This window comes from Vreelandella zhanjiangensis DSM 21076 (assembly GCF_000377665.1).
Taxonomy (GTDB): Bacteria; Pseudomonadota; Gammaproteobacteria; order Pseudomonadales; family Halomonadaceae; genus Vreelandella; species Vreelandella zhanjiangensis.
Genome location: NZ_KB898658.1, coordinates 1 through 22,384, shown reverse-complemented (window position 1 = coordinate 22,384; position 22,384 = coordinate 1). Strand labels below are relative to the sequence as shown.

17 protein-coding genes are annotated in these 22,384 nt (G+C 56.5%); 6 read left to right on the top strand and 11 right to left on the bottom strand.

Annotated elements, in window-relative coordinates; genetic code table 11:
* Positions 1-70 precede the first annotated feature (70 nt).
* From D467_RS0118720 to tkt, 4 genes are all read right to left on the bottom strand, one after another.
* On the bottom strand, positions 71-1,129 hold the full coding sequence (locus D467_RS0118720; RefSeq protein ID WP_018919074.1) for a type I glyceraldehyde-3-phosphate dehydrogenase: 1,059 nt from the start codon (positions 1,127-1,129) through the stop codon (positions 71-73).
* A 73-nt stretch (positions 1,130-1,202) separates the two neighbouring features.
* On the bottom strand, positions 1,203-1,925 hold the full coding sequence (locus D467_RS0118715) for an LrgB family protein (protein ID WP_018919073.1): 723 nt from the start codon (positions 1,923-1,925) through the stop codon (positions 1,203-1,205).
* Complete coding sequence (locus D467_RS0118710) at positions 1,915-2,268, bottom strand: CidA/LrgA family protein (protein ID WP_018919072.1); 354 nt, start codon at positions 2,266-2,268, stop codon at positions 1,915-1,917. The genes D467_RS0118715 and D467_RS0118710 overlap by 11 nt, the downstream gene beginning before the upstream one ends.
* A 2-nt stretch (positions 2,269-2,270) precedes the next feature.
* Positions 2,271-4,262 carry a transketolase gene (gene tkt, locus D467_RS0118705; protein ID WP_018919071.1) on the bottom strand — a complete coding sequence of 664 codons (1,992 nt, stop codon included), beginning with the start codon at positions 4,260-4,262 and terminating at the stop codon, positions 2,271-2,273.
* A 265-nt stretch (positions 4,263-4,527) separates the two neighbouring features.
* On the opposite strand from tkt, the gene metK reads away from it, so the two are divergent.
* Together metK and ligB are read left to right on the top strand one after the other, a co-directional pair.
* Positions 4,528-5,748: a methionine adenosyltransferase gene (gene metK / locus D467_RS0118700; protein ID WP_018919070.1), complete on the top strand. Its 1,221-nt coding sequence runs from the start codon at positions 4,528-4,530 to the stop codon at positions 5,746-5,748.
* Positions 5,749-5,874: 126 nt separating this feature from the next.
* A complete protein-coding gene (gene ligB / locus D467_RS0118695) occupies positions 5,875-7,566 on the top strand; it encodes an NAD-dependent DNA ligase LigB (RefSeq protein ID WP_081621254.1) in 1,692 nt (563 codons plus the stop codon).
* A 9-nt stretch (positions 7,567-7,575) separates the two neighbouring features.
* Here ligB and D467_RS0118690 read toward each other — a convergent pair whose 3' ends face one another.
* Entirely contained in the window at positions 7,576-8,511 is a 936-nt protein-coding gene (locus D467_RS0118690; RefSeq protein WP_018919068.1) for an AEC family transporter, read from the bottom strand.
* Positions 8,512-8,656: 145 nt separating this feature from the next.
* Between D467_RS0118690 and metF the strand changes: the two genes are divergently transcribed.
* Positions 8,657-9,499: a methylenetetrahydrofolate reductase [NAD(P)H] gene (gene metF, locus D467_RS0118685; protein WP_018919067.1), complete on the top strand. Its 843-nt coding sequence runs from the start codon at positions 8,657-8,659 to the stop codon at positions 9,497-9,499.
* Positions 9,500-9,597: 98 nt separating this feature from the next.
* On the opposite strand, the gene D467_RS0118680 is transcribed toward metF, so the two are convergent.
* The 4 genes from D467_RS0118680 to prlC all read right to left on the bottom strand — a co-directional run bounded on the left by D467_RS0118680 (position 9,598) and on the right by prlC (position 15,614).
* Positions 9,598-11,811 (bottom strand): TRAP transporter permease, encoded by a 2,214-nt coding sequence (locus D467_RS0118680; protein WP_018919066.1) that lies wholly within the window; start codon positions 11,809-11,811, stop codon positions 9,598-9,600.
* A gap of 98 nt (positions 11,812-11,909) precedes the next feature.
* The gene (locus tag D467_RS0118675; RefSeq protein ID WP_018919065.1) at positions 11,910-12,893 is read right to left on the bottom strand and encodes a TAXI family TRAP transporter solute-binding subunit; all 984 of its coding nucleotides are present in this window, start codon (positions 12,891-12,893) and stop codon (positions 11,910-11,912) included.
* A gap of 359 nt (positions 12,894-13,252) precedes the next feature.
* Positions 13,253-13,504: a YheV family putative zinc ribbon protein gene (locus D467_RS0118670; protein WP_018919064.1), complete on the bottom strand. Its 252-nt coding sequence runs from the start codon at positions 13,502-13,504 to the stop codon at positions 13,253-13,255.
* Positions 13,505-13,565: 61 nt separating this feature from the next.
* Positions 13,566-15,614 carry an oligopeptidase A gene (gene prlC, locus D467_RS0118665; RefSeq protein ID WP_018919063.1) on the bottom strand — a complete coding sequence of 683 codons (2,049 nt, stop codon included), beginning with the start codon at positions 15,612-15,614 and terminating at the stop codon, positions 13,566-13,568.
* A 157-nt stretch (positions 15,615-15,771) separates the two neighbouring features.
* On the opposite strand from prlC, the gene D467_RS0118660 reads away from it, so the two are divergent.
* The 3 genes from D467_RS0118660 to D467_RS0118650 all read left to right on the top strand — a co-directional run bounded on the left by D467_RS0118660 (position 15,772) and on the right by D467_RS0118650 (position 18,519).
* Positions 15,772-17,112 carry a sodium-dependent transporter gene (locus D467_RS0118660; RefSeq protein ID WP_018919062.1) on the top strand — a complete coding sequence of 447 codons (1,341 nt, stop codon included), beginning with the start codon at positions 15,772-15,774 and terminating at the stop codon, positions 17,110-17,112.
* A 76-nt stretch (positions 17,113-17,188) separates the two neighbouring features.
* The gene (locus D467_RS0118655) at positions 17,189-17,743 is read left to right on the top strand and encodes a gamma carbonic anhydrase family protein (RefSeq protein ID WP_018919061.1); all 555 of its coding nucleotides are present in this window, start codon (positions 17,189-17,191) and stop codon (positions 17,741-17,743) included.
* A gap of 104 nt (positions 17,744-17,847) precedes the next feature.
* On the top strand, positions 17,848-18,519 hold the full coding sequence (locus D467_RS0118650; RefSeq protein WP_018919060.1) for a metal-dependent hydrolase: 672 nt from the start codon (positions 17,848-17,850) through the stop codon (positions 18,517-18,519).
* Here D467_RS0118650 and D467_RS0118645 read toward each other — a convergent pair.
* Positions 18,495-19,877, bottom strand: coding sequence for a sigma-54-dependent transcriptional regulator (locus D467_RS0118645; protein WP_018919059.1), 1,383 nt, complete (start codon positions 19,875-19,877; stop codon positions 18,495-18,497). The two genes, D467_RS0118650 and D467_RS0118645, sit on opposite strands and share 25 nt — an antisense overlap.
* Positions 19,870-21,771 (bottom strand): sensor histidine kinase, encoded by a 1,902-nt coding sequence (locus D467_RS0118640; RefSeq protein WP_040460671.1) that lies wholly within the window; start codon positions 21,769-21,771, stop codon positions 19,870-19,872. Before D467_RS0118640 ends, D467_RS0118645 begins: the two co-directional genes overlap by 8 nt.
* Positions 21,772-22,384 lie beyond the last annotated feature (613 nt).

Genomic DNA, 22,384 nt, shown 5'->3' with positions numbered 1-22,384 from the left:
TTCCAGGCGGTGAATCAGATAGGTGATATGGCAGCCAACGCTATGACAATCAAAGCCATGACAAACAATGCTAGGCAGCGTTTTCCTTGGAAATAACCGCAAGCCGTTGCGCAATATCGAGCATGCGGTTGGCAAATCCCCATTCGTTATCAAACCAACATAAGAGCTTGATCAAACGTTTGCCAGCCACGCGGGTCTGTGTTGCATCTAAAATGCCCGAGCGTGGGTCGTGATTAAAATCAATCGATGCCATGGGCTCTTCGGTATAGCCCAGCACGCCGGCCAGACGCTGCTGGCTTGCGCTATGTAACAGGTCGTTGACTTCCTGGGCGCTGGTATCGCGGCGCACTGTCAGCGCGGCATCCATGGCAGACACGTTGATAGTGGGTACACGTACGTGCAGACACTCAAAGCGTTCTGTCAGGTGAGGCATCAAACGGCTGATACCACGTGCCAGGCCAGTATCGATGGGCACGATGGACTGCATCGCGGAGCGGGCCAGGCGCAAATCGGTTTGGTGATAGGCATCAATCACCGGCTGATCATTCATGGCCGAGTGAATGGTGGTCGTGACCCCGTGTTCCAGCCCCAGCGCTTCGTCCAGCACGGTCAATAAAGGAACCAGACAGTTGGTGGTACATGACGCCGCCGATAAAATCCGCTGTGAGGGCGCAAGCTCATGCTGGTTAATGCCCCACACCACCGTTGCGTCGACATCGCTTTCCGCCGGCTGCGAAAACAGCAGACGTTTTGCACCTGCAGCCAGATGTTGCTCGGCCGTCGCGCGGTCTTTAAAGCTGCCCGAGCATTCCAATACCAGATCAATATCCAGCGCTTTCCAGGGGAGGTTGCGAGGATCTTGTTCACACACAACGTGAATACGCTGACCGTTGACGATCAGCGCTTCGCCATCATTCTCGACATCGCCAGGAAAACGACCGTGGGTGGTGTCATAACGGGTCAGGTAGGTAATCGTCGCTAAGTCTGACAACTCATTGATGGCGACGACCTCAAGCGTAGGGTCGTTGCGCTCAATCAGCGCACGCAATACGCACTGGCCAATGCGCCCATAACCATTAATGGCGATGCGATACGTTGGTGTGGCGTGCGTCGAGGCAGAATTAGCCATGTAGGAAAGTGGCTCTTATAAAAGTGGATCAATGACCGTGGGTAATGAAACGCACTGGCGATGATAACGTATTTCAACCACCTACGCCTATCAGGCGCCAAGCCAGCGGCAGTATGAGAGCCGTAAAAATACCCGTCAGACTCATTCCCAGCGAAGCAAACGCACCAGCGGCGGGGCTGATTTCAAACGCTCTCACCGTGCCGATGGCGTGGCCGTTAAGCCCCAAGGCAAAGCCAATGATGCGGTCATCATCGATCTTTAAAAGCCGTGCAGCAAGGCCCACAAATGCCGCCGTGGCAACGCCGGTAACCAGCAGCGCACCTAACAGTAACGCCACCGAGCCGCCAATTTGCTCGGTAATACCGATAGCAATAGGCGCGGTGACGGATTTGGCGGCAAGAGAAGCCAGAATTTGGGGAGAGCTGCCCATCAGCCAGGCAATGGCCAAGGCATAGCAGGCAGCAAGGCTTGCTGCGATAGGCAGGCAGATGGTCAGCGGTCGCCAAAGCGCACGGATATGCGGCATCTGCTGATAAAGCGGCATCCCCAGCGCAACGGTGGCGGGCCCGAGTAGAACCGTTAGCCAGGACGCATCCTGCCGATAAGCTGCATACGGCAGGCCAATAATCGCTAGGATCGCGGCCAGCAACAGCGCGGCAATTAAAATAGCCGGTAACCAGGTAGGCTGCTTGAGCTTTTTAAATACCAGGTTGCCAAGCAGGTACGCGGTAAAGGTCAGCCCAACCGCAAACAGCGGTGTTGCGGTTAAGGCGTCAGGCAAAGCGTTAGCGGGCATGCGTTTTTCCCATCAGGCGCTTGAGCAGCCACAGCGTGGTAATCACGCTGAGCAGCGTCCCAATAATAAGCGCACAGAGAATCGCCAGCCACTGGCCGGCGAGCTCATCAAGAATAAAAAAAACGCCCACGACGCCCGGCATGATCAGCATGGCAAGCAGGCCGATCAAGGGCTGCGCCGCGGCGGCGATCGTTGAGGGAACACGGCCCCAGACGGCAAGCGTAGCGGTTAGCAACAGCATGCCGATGACGCCGGATGAAACCGGAAGGCCGGTGAAGTGAACCATCACTTCACCGATCAGCCAGTAGCTAATTAGCCATAAAAAGCCATTAAGTGCGGGCACTGTTAGCCAAGCAGTTCGTCAGCGTGCTTAAGGATATTTTCAACCGTAAAGCCGAAGTGCTTGAACAGCTCACCCGCGGGCGCCGACTCACCGAACGTGGTCATGCCGATCACACGGCCGTCCAGACCTACATACTTGTACCAGTAGTCGGCATGGGAGGCTTCAATGGCAATACGCTTGGTGACCGCTTTGGGCAGCACGCTTTCACGGTATTCGGCATCCTGGCCGTTGAAGCGGTAAGTGGACGGCATGGAGACCACGCGTACCGCTTTACCCTGCTTTTCAAGCTCGGCCGCGGCGTCCATGGCTAGCGCCACTTCTGAGCCGGTAGCAATCAGGATCAGCTCCGGCGTGGCATCAGAGTCTTTAAGCACGTACCCGCCACGCTGGATAGAAGCCAGCTGCGCTTTGGTGCGTGACTGGTGCGGCAGGTTCTGACGCGACAGGATCAGCGCCGTGGGGCCAGAGTGACGCTTGATGGCCGCATCCCAGGAGGCGGCGGTTTCCACGGCGTCACACGGGCGCCAGGTATTCAGGTTTGGCGTAGTGCGCAGGCTGGTCAGCTGCTCGATGGGCTGGTGGGTCGGACCATCTTCACCCAGGCCGATCGAGTCATGCGTGAATACGTAGATCGCCTGCTGCCCCATCAGCGCCGCCATACGTACCGCGTTACGCATATATTCCATGAAGATCAGGAAGGTCGCGCCGTAAGGCACAAAGCCACCGTGCAGGGCGATACCGTTCATCACGGCACCCATGCCAAACTCACGTACGCCATAGTGCAGGTAGTTGCCGCTGGCATCTTCAGGCGTGATTGCCTTGGCATCCTTCCAGAACGTCAGGTTGGACGGGGCAAGGTCGGCACTGCCGCCGAGGAGTTCCGGCATCTGCGGGCCAATCACGTTAAGCGCTTCAAGCGACGCTTTACGGGTAGCGATGCTGTCGCCTTTTTCCTGGGCCTGCTGGATCAACGCTTCGGTAGCGAGCTCAGCCGGCAGCTGGCCTTTCATGCGACGCTTGAACTCACGCGCTTCGGTCGGGAAGGCATCGCTATAGCGGGCAAAGCGCTTTTCCCACTCCTGCTGACGGGTTTTACCCGCGTCACGTGCATCCCAGGCAGAGTAGATCGGCTCGGGAATATGGAACGGCGCGTGCGGCCAGTCGAGCTGCTTGCGCGCCAGGGCGACTTCTTCTTCACCCAGCGGCGAGCCGTGGGACTCCTCCTTGCCCTGCTTGTTGGGTGCACCAAAACCGATGATCGTTTTGCAGATAATCAGGCTGGGCTTGTCGTCATTCTGCTTGGCAAGCGCGATGGCTGCCTGGATCTCTTCAGGCTTGTGGCCATCGACGTTGGGCACCACGTGCCAGCCGTAGGCTTCAAAGCGCTTGGCGGTATCGTCGGTAAACCAGCCTTCGACTTCGCCATCGATTGAGATGCCGTTATCGTCGTAAAGCGCGATCAGCTTACCCAGCTGTTGGGTACCCGCCAGCGACGCCGCCTCGTGAGAGATACCTTCCATCAGGCAGCCATCACCCAAAAAGCACCAGGTGTTATGGTCCACAATGGTGTGGCCGGGGCGGTTGAACTGGGCCGCCAGGGTTTTTTCAGCAATCGCAAAGCCGACCGCGTTGGCAAAACCCTGACCCAAGGGGCCGGTCGTGGTTTCAATGCCTGGTGCGTAGCCAAATTCCGGGTGGCCAGCGGTGGGCGAGTGTAGCTGACGGAAATTCTGCAGTTGTTCCAGGCTTAACTCATAGCCGCTTAAATGCAGCAGTGAGTAGAGCAGCATTGAGCCGTGACCATTGGACAGCACGAACCGGTCACGATCGGCCCACTTGGGGTCTTCGGGGTTGTGCTTGAGGTGATCATTCCACAGCACCTCGGCAATATCAGCCATGCCCATGGGGGCGCCAGGATGGCCGGACTTGGCCTTCTGAACAGCATCCATGGAAAGGGCGCGAATGGCATTGGCCAGCTCAAAACGGGACGGCATGGGGGTGCTCCTCGCCTGAAAACGTAAATAATGAAGGCGCTATTGTCGCTGACTTCCCACGTTGCGGCAAATGCGGCGGCAAATGTAGCGGCAAATTATAGGGCACATTCTGGGAAGAACTCTCAACAGCGTGTAGACTCTGCCTCCCGAAGCGGTGGTCAACCTGGTTAATGCCGCTTCCTTTATGGGCAGGGAACCTCCTGCCGTGATTTCCTGCTGATGCTGCGAGTAGTGTGCAGCCGTCATACAGAGGGTCGAGAGCGCGATGAGCGAATATTCCCTGTTTACCTCGGAGTCTGTCTCCGAAGGTCATCCCGATAAAATTGCCGACCAGATTTCGGATGCGGTGCTGGATGCCATTATCGCCCGGGATAAACAGGCACGGGTTGCTTGTGAAACCATGGTGAAAACCGGTGTGGCGATTATTGCCGGTGAAATTACTACCTCGGCGTGGGTGGATCTGGAAACCCTCGTCCGCGATGTAATTACCGAGATAGGTTACACCTCCTCCCACGTGGGCTTTGATGGCGCAACCTGTGGCGTGATTAACCTGATCGGCAAGCAGAGCGTCGAGATTGCCCAGGGCGTTGACCGCACCAAGCCGGAAGACCAAGGCGCTGGTGACCAGGGCCTGATGTTTGGGTACGCGACCAACGAAACCGATTCGTTTATGCCAGCGCCGATTCATTACTCGCACCGTTTGGTGGAGCGTCAGGCTGAGCTGCGTAAAAACGGCCTGCTGCCGTGGCTGCGCCCGGATGCCAAAAGCCAGGTAACCTTCCGTTATAACGAACAGGGCCAGCCGTGTGGTGTTGATGCGGTGGTTCTGTCGACGCAGCACGATCCTGAAATTGATCAGGAAGACCTGCGCAAGATGGTCAAGCGCGAAATCATCGAACAGGTGATTCCGGCAGAATGGCTCAACGAGAACACCCAGTACCACATTAACCCGACCGGCAAGTTCGTGATTGGCGGCCCGGTAGGTGACTGTGGTTTGACTGGTCGTAAGATCATCGTGGATACCTACGGCGGCATGGCGCGCCACGGCGGCGGTGCGTTCTCGGGCAAAGATCCCTCAAAAGTAGACCGTAGTGCGGCCTATGCGGGTCGTTATGTGGCCAAGAACGTCGTGGCGGCAGGGCTTGCCGATAAGTGCGAGATCCAGGTCTCCTACGCGATCGGCGTGGCGGAGCCGACGTCGGTTTCAATCGATACCTTCGGCACCGGTAAAATTGACGATGCCCAGATTGTTAAGCTGGTGAGCGAGCACTTTGATCTGCGGCCTTACGCGATCACCAAAATGCTCGATCTGCTGCACCCGATGTATCAGCTGACCGCTGCCTACGGCCACTTTGGTCGGGCACCGTTTGAGCACAGTTACACCTGGAGCGACGATAAAGGCGAGCAGCATACTGAAACCTTTACCGCCTTCCCCTGGGAGAAGACCGATAAAGCCGACGCGTTGCGTCAGGCCGCCGGTTTGTAAGCGATTCGCTAGGCTGTTTGTAAGAGAACGTCCCTTTGGCTCTGCCAGGGGGCGTTTTTTTATGCCCCCTGTTTTAGGCTGAGTCATACAACAGGCTGAATCATACAATAACTAGGGGAGGGCGTTATGCCAGCAGTACGGTGGGGACGGCGCATTGGTGGGCTGGTGTTAATCACGGTGTGTGTCATGGCGGGCAGTAGCGTAATGGCGGCGTGCCCTACCTGGCCTAGTGAGCGCCTTGAGCATGAAACTCGTGCCCTCGCTGCGCAAATTGCCCAGTGGGACCATGCCTATCATGAAGAAGGCGTCTCGCTGATTGATGATGCGCTCTACGATCAAGCCGTTGATCGGCTCCAGGGCTGGCGCGCTTGCCTGAACGATTCCACCGCTCACCAACCGCTTACCCGAGTAACGTCCAGCCGCGGCACTCTCGAGCACGCGGCCGCTCAGCAAGGGCTTAGTAAAACCAACGAAGCCGGCGTGCGGCGTTTTACCAGCCGGCGGGAAAACCTCTGGATACAGCCTAAAGTGGATGGCGTTGCGGTGACGCTGCGTTATCAAGCAGGCGAGCTGGTGGAAGCGGTTAGTCGGGGCGATGGACAACACGGGCAGGATTGGACGGCCCGCGCCTTGCAATTGCCCAACGTGCCTAATGCTCTGCCCGACACTATCTCAGCCATTTTTCAGGGCGAGCTCTATTGGCAGCTTGAAGAGCATATTCAGTCTCGTGCGTCTGACTCTGGAGCACGAGGGGCCGTGGCGGGTGCTATGGCTCAGGTAAACTCCACTCCGGGCGTGCTGGCACGAATCGGGCTATTTGTTTGGGGCTGGCCGGACGGGCCGACCGCTATGACCGAGCGGCTGACCCAGCTTAGCGCGCTGGGTTTTGATACGGCCCGCTATACGCATCGGCTGGATGAAGAGCACGACGCAGCCTACTGGCGGAACACATGGTTTAACAACGCGTTGCCGTTTGCCACCGACGGCGTGGTCGTTAAGCAGGCTGTGCGCCCAGGAATCGTCAGTTGGTCGACCGCTTCGCCTGAATGGGCGATAGCCTGGAAATATCCGCTGCAGAAAGTGTTGGCAGAAGTGCGCGGCGTGGAGTTTCGCATCGGGCGCACCGGACGTATTACGCCGCTGCTCTGGCTCTATCCGGTTGAGTTGGAAGGACGACGCATCAGCCGGGTGTCGCTCGGCTCGCTTGATCGCTGGCAAAACCTGGATGTGCGCCCCGGCGATCAGGTCGCCATTACCTTGGCAGGGCTGACTATCCCACAGCTTGACGAAGTGGTATGGCAAATCCAGGAGCGTACGCCCGTCGCGGTACCCGCCAATGAAAACTACCATCTGTTGAGCTGTTTTCAGATAAGCCCCGGCTGCGATGCCCAGCTGTTGGCACGGCTAACCTATCTTGGCGAACAGCTTGAACTTCAGGGGGTGGGCGAAGGGACCTGGCAGGCGCTAATGGACGCCGGGTTAATCGAAGGTCTACTCAGCTGGCTGGCGCTTGATCAGAGTGAGCTTCGCCAGGCGCATGGTATTGGCGCTGCGCGTTCCAAGACGCTATATGAGCAGTTTCAGGCCGCGCGGGCCGCGCCCTATAGCGCATGGCTACAGGGCCTGGGCATGCCGCCTGCAGGTGATGCCGACCTAGAGCGCTGGCCTATTCTAATCGACTACCAGCATGCGGATTGGGAAGCGCTACCAGGCATCGGGCCGGGCAGGGCGCAGGCCCTCCAGGCGTTCTTTTCACATGCCCAGGTGCAGGCAATGGCCCGTACGCTTCAGGCATTTGATGTTGACGGCTTTGAATAGCCGCGACCGTTAACCAAGCCCGGTGGCGCGCAGCATAACGCCCAGATAGAACGGAATCAGCAGCGGAGCGAGTAGTGTGGTGACCAACACCGCGAGCGCTCCTTTTTGCGGCTGAATACCCAGTTCCATGGCGACGACCACTACATTGGATGCCATAGGTACAACACCTAGCAGCAGAATCGCCATGGCCAGCTCCGCGGGTACCGGCATGAACATTTGCAGCAGCACGACCGCTGTGAAGGTGGCGGCTGGCCAGATGATATAGCGCAGCCCCACGCAGGCCGCGATAAAGCGCGTATCCCATGCGGCGAGCGTCACCTGGCTAAGCGTCATGCCGATAATCATCATGCCCAGCAGCGTGTAGGTCGCGGGAAAAACATCCAGCGAGCTTGCCAAGGCCGTTGGCAGCGTGACATTTAATGAACTCAGCAACAGCGCGAGCAAAAACGCGTAGATCAGCGGCAGGCGGCTAATCTTTATCAGGCTTTGGCGAATCGAGAAGTGGCCGCGGGCACTCAGATAAAACCCCACGGTAAATTCATACAGATTAATCCCCAGCATGCAGAACAGATAAAGCGTTACCCCTTCTGGCGGCAGTAAAATCAGCGCGACCGGTAAACCGAAATAGCCGGTATTGCCCGTGCCTGATGAAAACGCCAGCAAAGCGCCTTCCTGCGGGCCAAAACGGTGTTGGGTAACGCGCCGCACCAGCAGCGCCAACAGGCTGACCAGGACAAACAACGCCAACGTTAAGATTAGATATTGAGGGGTCGGCCCGCCGTTCATCAGCGCACGAAAGATGGTTAAGGGAGCAATCAGATAAACCAGCAGCGTAGCAATGGGGCGTGGGTCGATTTTTAAGCGCTGTGCCGCGATCCAGCCCAGGCCCACAAAGCTCAACAACATGAGTAGCGGTCCCATTAAAGCGCTTGGGGATAGCTCCATATGCCCTCCTGGCGGCATCAAATAGTGATTAACATGAGCCGAATTAAAGGCCAAACGTGGAATCTTTCATTAGCCCCGGCGCAGTAGAACGGCGAGAATACACCAAAGTATCACTATTTATTATTGTTCTGTATGAGGAAATCCCATGAGCAGCCAAGAGCATCCGCTAGGTATCAGCTTTGAATTCTTTCCGCCCAATACCGATGCTGGGCGCGACAAGCTGATGCTGGTCCGTGATGAGCTGGCCGCCCGCAATCCGCGGTTTTTCTCAGTGACCTATGGCGCCGGAGGCTCCACTCAGGCGCGTACCCGGGACACTGTGCGTACGGTTAGTCAGAGCGGCGTGCAAACGGCCCCGCACCTTTCCTGCATTGGCAGCGAAAAGGCCCAGCTGCGTGATTTGCTGGCCCAGTACCGCGAAGAAGGAGTCAAAAGTCTCGTCGCGCTGCGTGGTGATATGCCATCGGGGATGGGTAGTATTGGCGAGCTGCGTTACGCCAACGAGCTGGTTGAATTTATTCGCGAAGAAACCGGCAGTCATTTTGATATTGCCGTGGGGGCCTACCCTGAGTCGCATCCCCAGGCGGCTAATCTTGATAAAGATATCGAAAACTTCGCGCGTAAAATGAAGGCGGGCGCCAACATGGCGATTACCCAGTACTTCTTTACTGCTGATGCTTACTTTAATTTTGTCGATAAAGCACGGGCGCTGGGCGTCGAACAGCCGATTATTCCCGGCATTATGCCAATCACTAATTACACCAAGCTGGCGCGGTTTTCTGACAGCTGCGGCGCAGAAATTCCTCGCTGGATGCGCAAACAGCTGGAAAGCTATGGCGATGACAGCGAGGCGATTGCCAAATTTGGCACCGAGACAGTGAGCCGTCTTTGCCAGCGTCTGTTGGATGGTGGCGCCCCAGGTTTGCACTTCTATACTCTTAACCAGGCGGCTCCCGTACTGAAAGTGGTCGACAATCTGGTTGGCTAATCGCGCATAGGCTTTCGATTGAAACCTGCGCTAAATAAAACGCCCCGCTCATTGAGCGGGGCGTTTTAGGTTATGACGTTTTGCTTTATAGCGGGTTACTAACTCGCTGGCGCTTGCATCTTGTCAGCCAGCTTGCCGCCGCCAAACTGCTTGCGCTGCATTATCACAAGACCGGCGCCAATCGCCAGACCCGCGATATCTGTGTAAATGCCGCCATAGATCATGCACATCGCACCTACCAGCATAATCACCCGTTTGAGTACGTTCACCGGGCCAAAGAACCAGGCCTGCACCATGCCTGAGAGCAGGATGATACCCAGCATGGCAGTGATGCCAACGCGCATAATCTGCAGCGCGGAGCCTTCCATCAGCATGGCCGGGCTGTAGAAGAACATGAACGGCACGATAAAGGCTGCCAGTCCAATCTTGAACGAGGCTACCGACGTACCCATTGGGTTGTCGCCGGAAATCCCCGCGGCTGCGTAAGATGCCAGCGCCACCGGCGGGGTAATCGCAGAGACCACGGCAAAGTAGAAAACAAAGAAGTGAGCAATCAGCGGCTCGATGCCGATATTGATCAGCCCGGGGGCTACCACCGAGGCAGCCACCGCATAAGCGGCCGTGGTGGGCATGCCCATCCCCAGCAGAATGCTGATCAGCATGGCAAAGATAAGTGCCAGCAGCTGGCTGACGCCCGCTAAACCCAACAGCAGCGAGGAAAAACGCGCGCCAACGCCGGTGAGCGAAATAACGCCCACGATCAAACCCGCACAAGCACATACGGCGATGATCTGGATGGCCATGGTGCCTGCCAGCTGAAGCGCCTTGAGAATCGCGGTCACACCCATCTTGTTCGGTGAAATCCAGCTAACGACCGCAGCCGACGCGGTGGCAAGCGTTCCCGCCCGAATCACCGAGTACCCCATAAACAGGGCGACAATCAGAATAATGATGGGCGCAAACAGATAGGCCTGCTTGATGAGTTTGGAAAAGAGCGGAATTTCATCCTTGCGCATGCCGCGCATGCCTTTACGGGCGGCTTCGAAATCCACCATAAAGTAGATAGATGCAAAGTAAAGAATGGCCGGAATTACGGCTGCAATAGCGATATCGGTGTAAGGAATGCCGGTGACTTCCGCCATGATAAAGGCGCCCGCGCCCATGATCGGCGGCATGATTTGCCCACCGGTAGAAGCCGCCGCTTCAATAGCGCCTGCACTGCGCGCGGGATAGCCTACTTTTTTCATCAGCGGAATGGTCAGTGAACCGGTGGATACCACGTTACCGGCTGACGTGCCGTTGATCATGCCCATCAGGCCTGAGGCAAAAATGGAAACCTTCGCCGGGCCGCCACGGGCGCGTCCGGCAGCCGCAAAGGCGAAGTTAACAAAGTAGTCGCCTACTTTTGAGGCTTGCAGGAACGCGGCAAAAATAATGAACAAAATAATGTAGGTCGATGAGACGGCGGTGGTCGGGCCCAGAATGCCCGCGTCGGTGTAAACCTGGCTGAAGAAGCGCTGCAGCGACAGGCCCGGGTAGCCCAAAAAGCCCGGCAAATAAGGTCCAATAAACACATAGGCCAGGAATACCGCCGAAATCACTACCAACGCCAAGCCCGCCACACGCCGGGTTAGCTCCAGAATAAGCAGCGAACCGGCAATGGCTGCCCAGGAAATGCCGGGAGGCGCAAACGAGGTGCCGGTCGACATCCGCATGCTGGTATTGAAGGCCATTAATAAATAGCCCGCACTGGCCAGGGCGCAGATCATGAGTACCAGATCCGCGGGGTTGAAGCGGTGGCGAGTCTGACGATAGAACCATGACAGCACGATGGCTGCGGCCGTTGTGGCCATCAGCGGATAGCCGTAGTGCAGCGTCTCGATCGCGGCGTCGATGCGCATGGCACCGCCGTTAATGGTCTGCTGCATCAAAAAGACTTGCGCAAGCGTATAGGCGGCGGGCGCCAGCAGGGCGTAGCTCGCCCATTTAAACCATGCCGGTGAGGCGGTTTGGTGATCCTCTGCAAAGCGGGCGCCAGCAAATAGCCCATAGCCTAGAATCAAGGCACCGGCGATGTGAACGATACGAAACGACCACGTTTCCATGGGGTACACGTTCAGTGAAATCAGGTGAAAGCTTGAGTAGGCAATGGCTAGCGCAGCAAATAGCAAAAACTGCCAACCGGTAAAGACGCGGCGGTTGGGCTCAACAACTTCTTCATCAACACCCTCCGCAAGAATGGGGTCAGGCGATGAAGCAAGCAGGGCATCATCCTTGAGGCCGTCAGGTTTTTGGGGGGTCGCGGGACTCATCAGAGTTCACCCTCACAGCAGGAGCAAAAAAAGGAGCAGTAGCCAAAACTGCCCCGCCTGGGAAACCAGTCACGGGGCAGCCAGATGGTGCGTAAGGTTTAGTTGATCAGATCTTCAGAAATTTCGTAGCCGTTCTCTTCGTACCAACGCGCTGCACCGGGGTGGAAGGGCAGAATGGTGTTATGCACGATGTTTTCCGGAATGCTGGTTTCAGCACTGCGGTGGATAGAACGCATGCGATCGTTGTTTTCCATGGTGGCCTTGGTTACTTCATAGATGAAGTCTTCCGGCAGGTCACAGCCGGCAATCGCAAAGTTCCACATGGAAACCGCGCGTGCATCATCTTCAAGCGTTGAGTACGTGCTGGCCGGAATGGTGAATTCAGCTACCGGGAAGGCGTCCAGTACGGTGGCAAGCTCATCTTCGGTAAATTCAATGATGTTCACATCTGTCTGTACTTCTAGCTGGCTAACGGCTGGGATTGGAATACCGGCGGCAAACGCCACTACGTCCAGCAGGCCATCCTGAAGCTGTCCGCCGAGATCAGACCAGCCGCCGTTGCGACGCTCAAAGTTTACTCCCAGGGTTTCCAGCATGGCGGGGAAGTAGGTGTCAGAGGTCGAGGCTGCTGGGCCGAAACCGATGCGCGCGCCATCCGGAATGTCTGAAATGGACTCAATGCCGGAGCTTGAAAGGGCGGCAATCGAGAACGGCGTTTCATACATCGGGAACAGTGCACAGACGTTATCCATCATCAGGCCCGGGGCCAACGGGCTTTCGCCTTTCACCGCGTCAGACGCAGGACCCATCGTGGTCAGACCGAAGGCCATATCGCCACTGTGCACCAGCGCCAGGTTCTGGGTCGGGCCACCGGTAACTTCGCCACCGCCAGAAACACCCAGCTCATCAGCGATAAAGTTGGCCCAGCCCGAACCGTACACGAAAAACGTGCCGCCCTGGCTTGCGGTACCCACGGTAAAGTTTTGTGGCCAGTCAGCGCGATCCGCGTTAGCGCTGGCGGCAACAAGCAGGGCTGCACCGCTAACCAGTAGGGTAAGAGTTTTCGGCATCATCGTGCGCATGGCATGTTTCCTAAGCTGTTATTGGGATTATGGCCCGGCAAGCGTAGGTTGCTTGCCGGTAGCAATAGTTATTGAGCACTTATTAAATAGCGATTGTTATGCCAGTTAGGGCGTAGCTAAATAAAAACATATGCTTATGAAATTTTTATTCAACTTTAGTGGAGATATAGTAAGCGTGAAGTGTCTGGTAATTCGCACGCAAGCAGGTAAATAGTGTGCGGTTTTCCGCTCACTATTGAATGGAAAGCAGACAAGTAGGCAGGAGCTAGACAGGAGGAAATAGTAAAACAGTGGCCAGGCTAGTTAACCGCCAGGCAAGTTAACTAGCTAAGAGAGCCAAAAACTCTCTTAGCTGTCGCTTAGGTATTGGGGTTGCGGGGATCGAGGATTTTCACCGGTTGAACGTCCTGACTTTTCTGCTCCTCGCGCACCTGATTAACCCGGGTGGTTAATTCAGAAGAGTTTTCATCTTCGATAGGCAGCTGCTCAAAAAAATCACAGTTCACGCACTCTCGGTAACGGATGCCGTTTTGTTCCCAGGCGCGAATACGGTCCATTGCGGCGCAGCGGGGGCAGGTGACACCCGCAATAAAGCGCTTAACGGTAGACATGGCGTTCTCCAAACGCGCGGCGCCGTCTTATGACTGGCGCCGCGCTTAGGTCAATAAAGAGTTAGGCGGCGCGAATGCCGCTATGGCGCAGCAGCGGCTCTACGCTGGGCTCGCGACCACGAAAGGCCACGAATAGCTCGGCCGCGTCGCGCGCCCCGCCCTGCTCTAAAATCTCACGGCGGAATCGCTGGCCGGTATCGGCATCAAATATACCCGCCTCCTCAAAGGCACTCCACGCATCGGCAGACAGCACCTCGGCCCATTTATAGCTGTAGTAACCCGCGGCGTAGCCTCCGGCAAAAATATGCGCAAAGCTATTTTGGAAACGATTGAAGGGCACCGCCGGCACGACAGAGACTTCGCTGCGTACTTCGTCTAACAGCGCCTGAACGTCGCGGGCTTCGGGAGCGCTTAATTCGTGGTGCAGGCGCAGGTCAAAGATCGAGAACTCGATTTGACGCACCATACCCATGGCAGACTGGAAGTTTTTAGCCGCCTGTAGGCGCTCAAGCAGCTCAGAAGGCAGGACTTCGCCGGTATCTACATGTTTGGCAAGCAGGTTAAGGCCTTCGCGCTCCCAGCAATAGTTCTCCATAAACTGGCTGGGTAGCTCGACGGCATCCCAGGCAACGCCGTTAATACCTGAAATATCGGCAATATGCTGTTTGGTCAGCATATGGTGCAGGCCATGGCCAAACTCGTGGAACAGTGTAGTGACTTCATCGTGAGTCAGCAGAGCAGGCTTGCCCCCAACCGGCGCGGTAAAGTTACAGGTTAAAAACGCCACCGGACGCTGGATGCCGTTATCGGTCTGGCGGCGTACCCGGCAGTCGGCCATCCAGGCGCCACCGCGCTTGCCTTCGCGGGCGTACAGGTCCAGATAGAATCCGGCAATCGGCTGGCCGTTTTCGGTAATCCGGAAATAGCGCACGTCAGCGTGGTAGCGCGAGGCGTCGATATCTTCTTCTACGCGTACCCCAAAGAGCCGCTCAACGACGTGAAAGAGACCATCAATCACGTGCGGTGCGGGGAAGTAGGGGCGCAGTTGCTCTTGGGAAATCGCATGGCGCGTCTCGCGAAGCTTTTCACTCGCGTAGGCGATATCCCAGGGTTCCAGCGTGTCGATGCCGAGCTCGTCGCGGGCATAGGCGCTTAATTCGGCAAACTCTTCTTTCGCCTGGGGCACCGCACGGCGCGCAAGATCGCTCAGAAAATCGAGCACCTGCTCGGGCGATTCAGCCATTTTGGTGGTCAGTGAGAAATCGGCATAGGTCTTAAACCCTAAGAGCTTCGCAAGCTCCTGACGCAGCGCTAAGATCTCTTCCATGATCGGGGCGTTATCAAATGTACCTTCACCCGGGCCCTGGTCTGATGCGCGAGTAACAAAGGCAGTGTATACCTCGCGGCGCAGTTCGCGGCTATCGGCATAGCTAACCACCGGGAAGAAGCTCGGGAAATCCAGGGTAATCCGATACCCAGCGACCCCTTTGGCTTCGGCAAGGGCTTTTAATGTATCCAGTGCGCTTGAGGGAACACCTGCCAGCTCCTCTTCGCTGTCGATATCCTTATGCCATGCCTGGGTGGCATCCAGCACGTTATTGGAGTACTGGTTCGAAAGCGTAGAAAGGCGTGACTGAATTTCGCCGTAACGGGCTTTTTTATCAGCAGGCAAATCAACCCCCGCGAGGCGGAAATCGCGTAGGGCGTTTTCCACCGTGCGCTGCTGGGCTGAATCTAGCGTGGCCCAGGCATCGCCTTCTTTGAGCGCCTGCCAGCCATAAAAAAGCCCTTCATGCTGGCCGACCCAGGTGCCAAAGGCGGAAAGTTTTTCCAGGCAGGCTTGGTAGGCTTCGCGAAGCTCCGGTGTATTCATGGTGCCGTTTAGGTGGGAAACCGGTGACCACGCTTGGGAGAGCCGGTCGCTTACTGCCTCAAGGGGTACAGCGAAGCTTTCCCAGGTGGGCGCGGTTTCCGAGGCCTGCTGTGCCAAACGGTCAATGGTTAGGCGGTTCTCATCAAGCAGTGCTTCCACCGCAGGCACCACATGCTCTGCACGTATTTCAGCGAAAGGGGGAAGCTCGTGCGTCTCAAGCAGGGGATTGCGGGACATAAGCACCTCGTGGGCAACATTAGGGGGCGCAAAAAAAGCGCGATGATAGTCACAAAATGTGGGCAGTCGGCCACTCTTTCAATGGCAAGGTTTGGTCTCTTGGCGGGCGCCTGCTAGTCTTGCCGCCTTTTAGTGCCCACAATGGCAGGAGTCAACAATGAGCGAAACGCTGGAGCGCTGGGGGTCGAAGCGGGCCTTTATCTTGGCGGTAACGGGTGCAGCGGTGGGGCTGGGCAACATCTGGCGCTTTCCTTATGTCGCGGGCGAAAACGGTGGCGCGGCCTTTTTACTGATTTACGTAGGCTTTGTTCTGCTGTTGGGCATTCCTGTCATGATGGCTGAAATTCTCATCGGCCGAGCCGGGCGCCGTGGGCCAATACAGGCACTTGGTGCACTGGCCATGGAGGCCGGGGCATCCGCTAACTGGCGTTGGCTGGGTATTTTCGGCGCATTCACCGTTTTTTGTATCTTATCTTTCTACTCCGTGGTCTCCGGCTGGTCGATCGAGTTCCTGGTCGCCTCAGTGAACGGGCAGTTCAGTGGTGCAACGGCTGCAGAGATCGGCGCAGGCTTTGATGCATTTTTAGCCAATCCCGGCTTGCTGATTTTCAATCATTCGCTGTTTTTGTTTATGACCATGACGGTAGTCGCCGCTGGCGTCTCAAAGGGCCTTGAGCGGCTTAATAATCTGTTGATGCCGCTGCTCTATGGTTTGCTACTCTTGCTGGCAGGCTACGCCGCCACAACCGATGGCTTTACCACGGCGTTGGCATGGTTATTTCTACCCTCGTTTGATGCGCTAACGCCCACCGTGGTGCTGCATGCGATGGGGCATGCCTTCTTTACGCTGGCGGTGGGTGCCTGTGCGCTAATGGCGTACGGCGCGTATATGCCCGAAGACCAGAGCTTGCCCAAAGCAGCCGTGGCCGTGGCGGCGCTTGACATCAGCGTAGCGCTACTGGCCGGTATTGCGATTTTCTCCGTGGTGTTTGCTCAGGGGATGGATCCGGCGGAGGGGCCGGGGCTGATGTTTGTGACGCTGCCTATCGCCTTTGCAGAGCTGCCTGGCGGGGCCATATGGCTAAGCGTGTTTTTCCTGCTACTGTTGCTGGCAACCTGGACATCGGCGATTAACCTGGCAGAGCCAATGGTTGTCACGCTGCAAGGCTTGGGGTGTCGGCGGAGCATCGCCACGGCCATCGTCGCGTTGAGCGTTTGGTTAATGGGGCTTTTATCGGCGTTCTCGTTCTCGACGCTTGCCGATTTTCGGCCGCTGTTTGGGCGCAATGTTTTCGAGCTGGTCAGCAGCATTCCGCCCGACGTGTTTTTACCGCTGGGAGGCCTGATGATTGCCATTTTTGCCGCCTGGGTAATGCCGCGGGCTACCGCTATGCAAGCACTGGGCGCCGGGGAAGGCGGCTATCTTTTATGGCGTAATGTGGTTCGTTGGGTGTCGATTCCGCTGACATTTATCGTATTGCTGGGCGGGCTGTTATAAACCGTGCCGCGCTAAGATGCGCCTTAACAGCCGCTATAAGATAGCCGGTAGGTTCTTTGACGATCAGGAGAGTGCCATGCAAGACACAAACAGTGCGCTAAGAGATTTTAAAGACCACTCACCACAGCTGGGCGAGCGTGTGTACATTGACCCGGCAAGCGTTGTGATTGGCGATGTTGTGTTGGGCGACGACTGCTCGGTATGGCCGATGACGGTGATCCGCGGTGATATGCACCGGATTCGCATTGGTGCGCGTACCAGCGTGCAGGATGGCAGCGTGCTGCACATTACTCACGCAAGCGACTTCAACCCGGAGGGCTTCCCGCTCACGATTGGTGAAGACGTAACCATTGGCCATAAGGCTATTTTGCACGGGTGTACGCTGGGCAGCCGAATTCTGGTGGGCATGGGGGCGATCATCATGGATGGCGCAGTGGTCGATGACGAGGTGATTATTGCCGCAGGCGCGGTCGTTACACCCGGCAAGCACCTGGAAAGCGGTTATGTATATGCGGGCAACCCCGCCAAAGCGCTACGCCCTTTGAAAGATAAAGAGCGTGCGTTCTTCCCGTATACGGCGGGCAACTATGTAAAACTGAAAGATCAGTTCCTGGCCGAAGCATGCTTATGATTAACTTTGGCTAAAGCGTTGGCCTACCAACCTTTTTTCTAAATCAGCCATGTTGCAATCTTAAAAAATCTGGTAATTTATCCAGTTTTCTAGGGTGCCGCGACATGGCGAACTTTCGCACGCATATTACGGTAGCGACCGCGGGCGGCATGCTAATGGCGTACGCGGGCTGGCAAGCACAGTGGTGGCCTTCTTCCCAGGCGATATTGATCGTGGCGCTGGTCGCGTTTGGCGGCATTCTGCCCGATATCGATGCGGATAGGTCGCGCTCTATCCGGTTGATTTTTAATATTCTTTCTGTGCCTTCACTGGTGCTGGGCGTGATGCTGCTGGAGTCATGGCTAACGCCGGGCATGCTGCTTCTTGCCTGTGGCGGCATTTACTTCTCGGTGCGCTATCTGGCGGGGATCCTGTTCTCAAAGTTGACGGTGCATCGGGGTATTTGGCATTCACTGCTGGCGGCGGGGCTATGCTCGCTGTTAACGGCGGCGCTGAGTTTTCATCTTTTGTTTCAGCCGCCATGGATGGCGTGGTCGCATGGTGCGGCCGTTTTACTAGGCTTTATCATTCATTTAGGGCTTGATGAGATCTATAGCGTCGATTTGGAAGGGGCCCGGCTGAAACGCTCATTTGGCACCGCGCTCAAGCTGGGTGACAGCCGACGGCCAATGTCTAATCTTTTAATGCTGATTGCGACCTTGACCCTGCTGCCCTGGGCGCCCCCCTGGTCGGTATTAGTCGAGCTTATGAATCAGGGGTCGCTGCTGTGGCGATAGTCATCAGCGTTTAAACCATGTTTTTTGAGCTTGTCGTAAAAGGTTTTACGCGGGATACCCAGGTGGCGGCAGACGTCCGTTACACGGCCATGGTGGCGGGAAAGTGACTGGCTGATCAGACTCTTTTCAAATAGCTCCACCTGGCGCGGCAGGGTGGGTTCCTGGGTATCGGCCGCGGCCCCTTCCAGCAACATGTCTAGGCGATAATCAAACGCCGCCCCCAACAGCACGTAGCGCTCTGCTAGGTTGCGCAATTCACGCACGTTGCCGGGCCAGTCGTGAGCCAGCAGGGCCGCGATGCCATGGCTGTCCAGACTGGGGGCTTCCAGGCCACTACGATTCGCAGCCACAACCGCAAAGTGTTGAAAGAGGAGAGGGATGTCTTCCCGACGTTCGCGCAACGCGGGTAAAGGCAAGGTGACGACGTTGAGTCGGTAATAGAGATCTTCGCGAAAGTGACCTTCTTCAGCGGCGACCTTTAGGTCCACTTTGGTGGCCGCAATCACGCGCAAGTTGAGCGGGATGACTTCATTGGCGCCCAGCCGCTCGATACTGCGCTCCTGAAGCACACGCAGCAGTTTGACCTGCAGGGCCTGTGGCATTGATTCGATTTCATCCAGAAACACGGTGCCGCCGTTGGCATGTTCAAACTTACCAATGCGCCGCTCCACCGCGCCGGTAAAGGCGCCTTTTTCATGCCCGAACAGCTCAGACTCAATGGTGTGTTCTGGTACGGCACCGCAGTTGATCGCCATAAAGGGATTATTGCGGCGCGCGCTGCGCTCATGGATCGCGCGGGCGACCAAATCCTTCCCCGTTCCCGTTTCACCAAACAGCAGCACATCAGCTTCCACCTGGCTGATGCGCTGAATCATGGCGGCCAGACGCGAAATTACTACTGTACGGCCAACCAAGCGAGGGCCAAGAGCGGCCTGCTGTACTTCCAGCTCGGCTTTGAGGCGATTGTTTTCCAGGCTGAGCTGGCGCTTTTCTATGCCGCGGCGTACTACGTCGAGTAGCTGATCGCCGGCGAACGGTTTCTCAAGAAAGTCCCAGGCGCCGGCGCGCATGGCTTCAACAGCGGTGGAAATATCACCATGACCGGTAATCAGGATAATCGGCAGGGTCGGATCGCGGTGGTGCAGCTCATGAAGTAATTCCATGCCGCCCATGCCGGGCATGCGGATATCACTGACGATCACCCCTGAGAAATTTTCCGGCAGCGCGGCCAGCGCCTGCTCGGCCGTTTCAAAGCAGTAAGGCGTGTAGCCGGCAAGTTCAAGCGTTTGGCTGGCGGTGATACGCAGATGGGGCTCGTCGTCGATCACCATGACCGGCAGTGTCGACGGCTCATGCATGTTTATTATTCTCTTTTAAAAGGTGTGGAGCGTGCGGGTGAGCGGGCGGCGAGTAAGGTAGCGAGATGGTAAAACATGCGCCACTTTGTTCACGGTTCACGACCTGAAGCTTGCCGCCAAGGTCGTCCATGATACGCGAAGAGATGGAAAGTCCCAGCCCTAGCCCGCTTCCCGGTGCTTTAGTGGTGAAAAAGGGTTCAAAAATCTGCGCCATGTGCTGCTCACCGATGCCGGGGCCGTTGTCTATCACGCTGATGGTTACCTGCTTTCCGGTAAGCGTGGCGCTCAGCGTGAGCGTCGGATTAGGGGTCTCTTTCATGGCATGGAGCGCATTACCGATCAGATTCACCAGCACCTGCTCAAGGCGTACTAAATCACCGGTGACCCATAGCGTGACGTCAGGCCACTGTTGTTCGACGTGAATACGTTCCTCACGCAGGCGGCTTTGAAACAAACGCAGCGCGTATTCAATGCATGCCTGGACTGAGATGGTCTCCTGGCGCTCGCTACTCTTGCGCGAAAACTGACGAAGCTGCGCGCTTATATCGGCCATGCGTTTGGTTAATTCAACAATTTGTTCCAAGTTGGTGTCGGCCTGATCAACCCGGGAAAGCGCCAGAAAGCGCCGGGCGTTTTCACCATACGCACGAATAGCGGCCAGCGGTTGATTGAGTTCATGGTTGATCCCGGCGGCCAATTGCCCAAGGACGGCAAGCTTGGCGGCTTGAATCAGCTCATCTTGGGTTTGGCGCAGGTTGGCTTCTGCGCGGCGGCGCTCTTCAATTTCATCCGAGAGGCGCTGGTTGCTGGCTACCAAGTCGCGCGTGCGCCGCTCGACACTCTCCTCCAGCTCATCGCGAACGAGGGCAAGCGTTTGCCGCTCACGTTCAGCAAACGCTTCGCGCTCACGGCGTAAGCGCAAACGCTGCCACCCAATCGCGCCACCCAGGGCAATGATTCCATAAAGCCCTCCCGCCATGAGTGCGGCGATCCATTGCGCGCTGATAACCGGCGTTAAGGGTTTAAAAATATGCATCTGCCAGCCGAACTCTGCCACCGGCCGGGTGAGGCTTAAATAGCGGCCGCCACTGAGCGGGCCTTGCGAGAAGCTCACCAACGCGCTGTCAGGTCCATATGTTGTCTCTATATTAATACCCGATGGCGATAATGGCTCCATGGCGTAGCGTCGCGTTGCAAGCAGTGCATCGCGCCGATCATCACTAAGCGGATAGAGCGCGTTCATGCGCAGTTCCGGGCGGCTGGCCATGAAGATTATATTGTCGCTATCAGTGACCAGCAGCTCGGCGTCTTGCTCCGCCCAGCCCTCTTCGACCTCATCCAGCAAGACCTTAATCACCATGACGCCGTCGGGCTGGGCATCGGGCGAAGTGTCATCAAGCCAGACGGGGGCCGAAAAGAAGTAGCCGCGCTCTAGCGATTGGGTACCTAAACCGTAAAACCGCCCTTGCCGACCGGCAATGGCTTCCGTGTAATAGCTTCTAAACGCGTAGTTATGACCAATAAAGGTATTCTGACGATGCCAGTTGCTGGCGGCTATGGTTGTCGCCGTGCGGTCGAGCAGGTAAACATCGGAGACCCCAGCGGTAAAACGAAAACGATCCAGCAGTAAATTGAGCGGCATTGGGTCCTGGCTTTCAGGCGAGGCTAAAAACCGCTGAACGCCTTCTCGAGTCGCCAACATTTGGGGCAGATAATCGTAACGTAACAGATAACCGTTGAGGTTGGCGGCTGAAAGGCGCAGCTCATCTTCGGCGTCATCCTGAAGGCTGGAAATGGCTTGTTCACGTGCCATGCGCGCGGATTGCCACATGGTGAGGATCAATCCTAGCGCAATAACCGCAAGCCATACCCCTTTCCAACGCCAGTTTTTCATAGCGCTGGGCTGCTTTGAGCGTGCAAGACGCATTGGCAAAGCGGTGGGTAGGTCATGCGCTCAACATCCTTTAAGGGGGTAAAACCCATAGTAAGGTAGGTTATCGCTAACCCTCAAGTTGATGAACTGCCCTGTCAGAGTAAGTAAGCGCTATATTAGAACGGAGTTTAGGGCCCTCAGGACTCGTAATTACTTTGCATCAGTACCTATCGGCCGCTTTTTCAGACTTATTTTGTAAAGCCCCTTGCCAAGACGGCCCTGAATCCGTAAAGTACGCATCCGCTGCCGGGGACGCCAAGCGTTACCAGCGGTGAATGAAGGTGAAAACCTTCGGTTTGTCAGGAGGTTAGCGAGATTTACATCGCTCACTTCACGCGCTGAAAACAGCGGTTGACAAACACCAGGAAATGCGTAGAATACGCCTTCCTCGCTGAGGCAAGCGGCTCCGGTCATCGAGTCAATTGTTGGCAACATTAACCTCAAGCGAAACAGCTCTTTAACAATTTGATCAGGTAATTCATGTGGGCGTTTGCCGATGAGGGTGACAAGTCACCAAATATCAAGGCAGGCGAACACAGTGATACTCTTCATATCGTTACTTTTTAAGTAACGT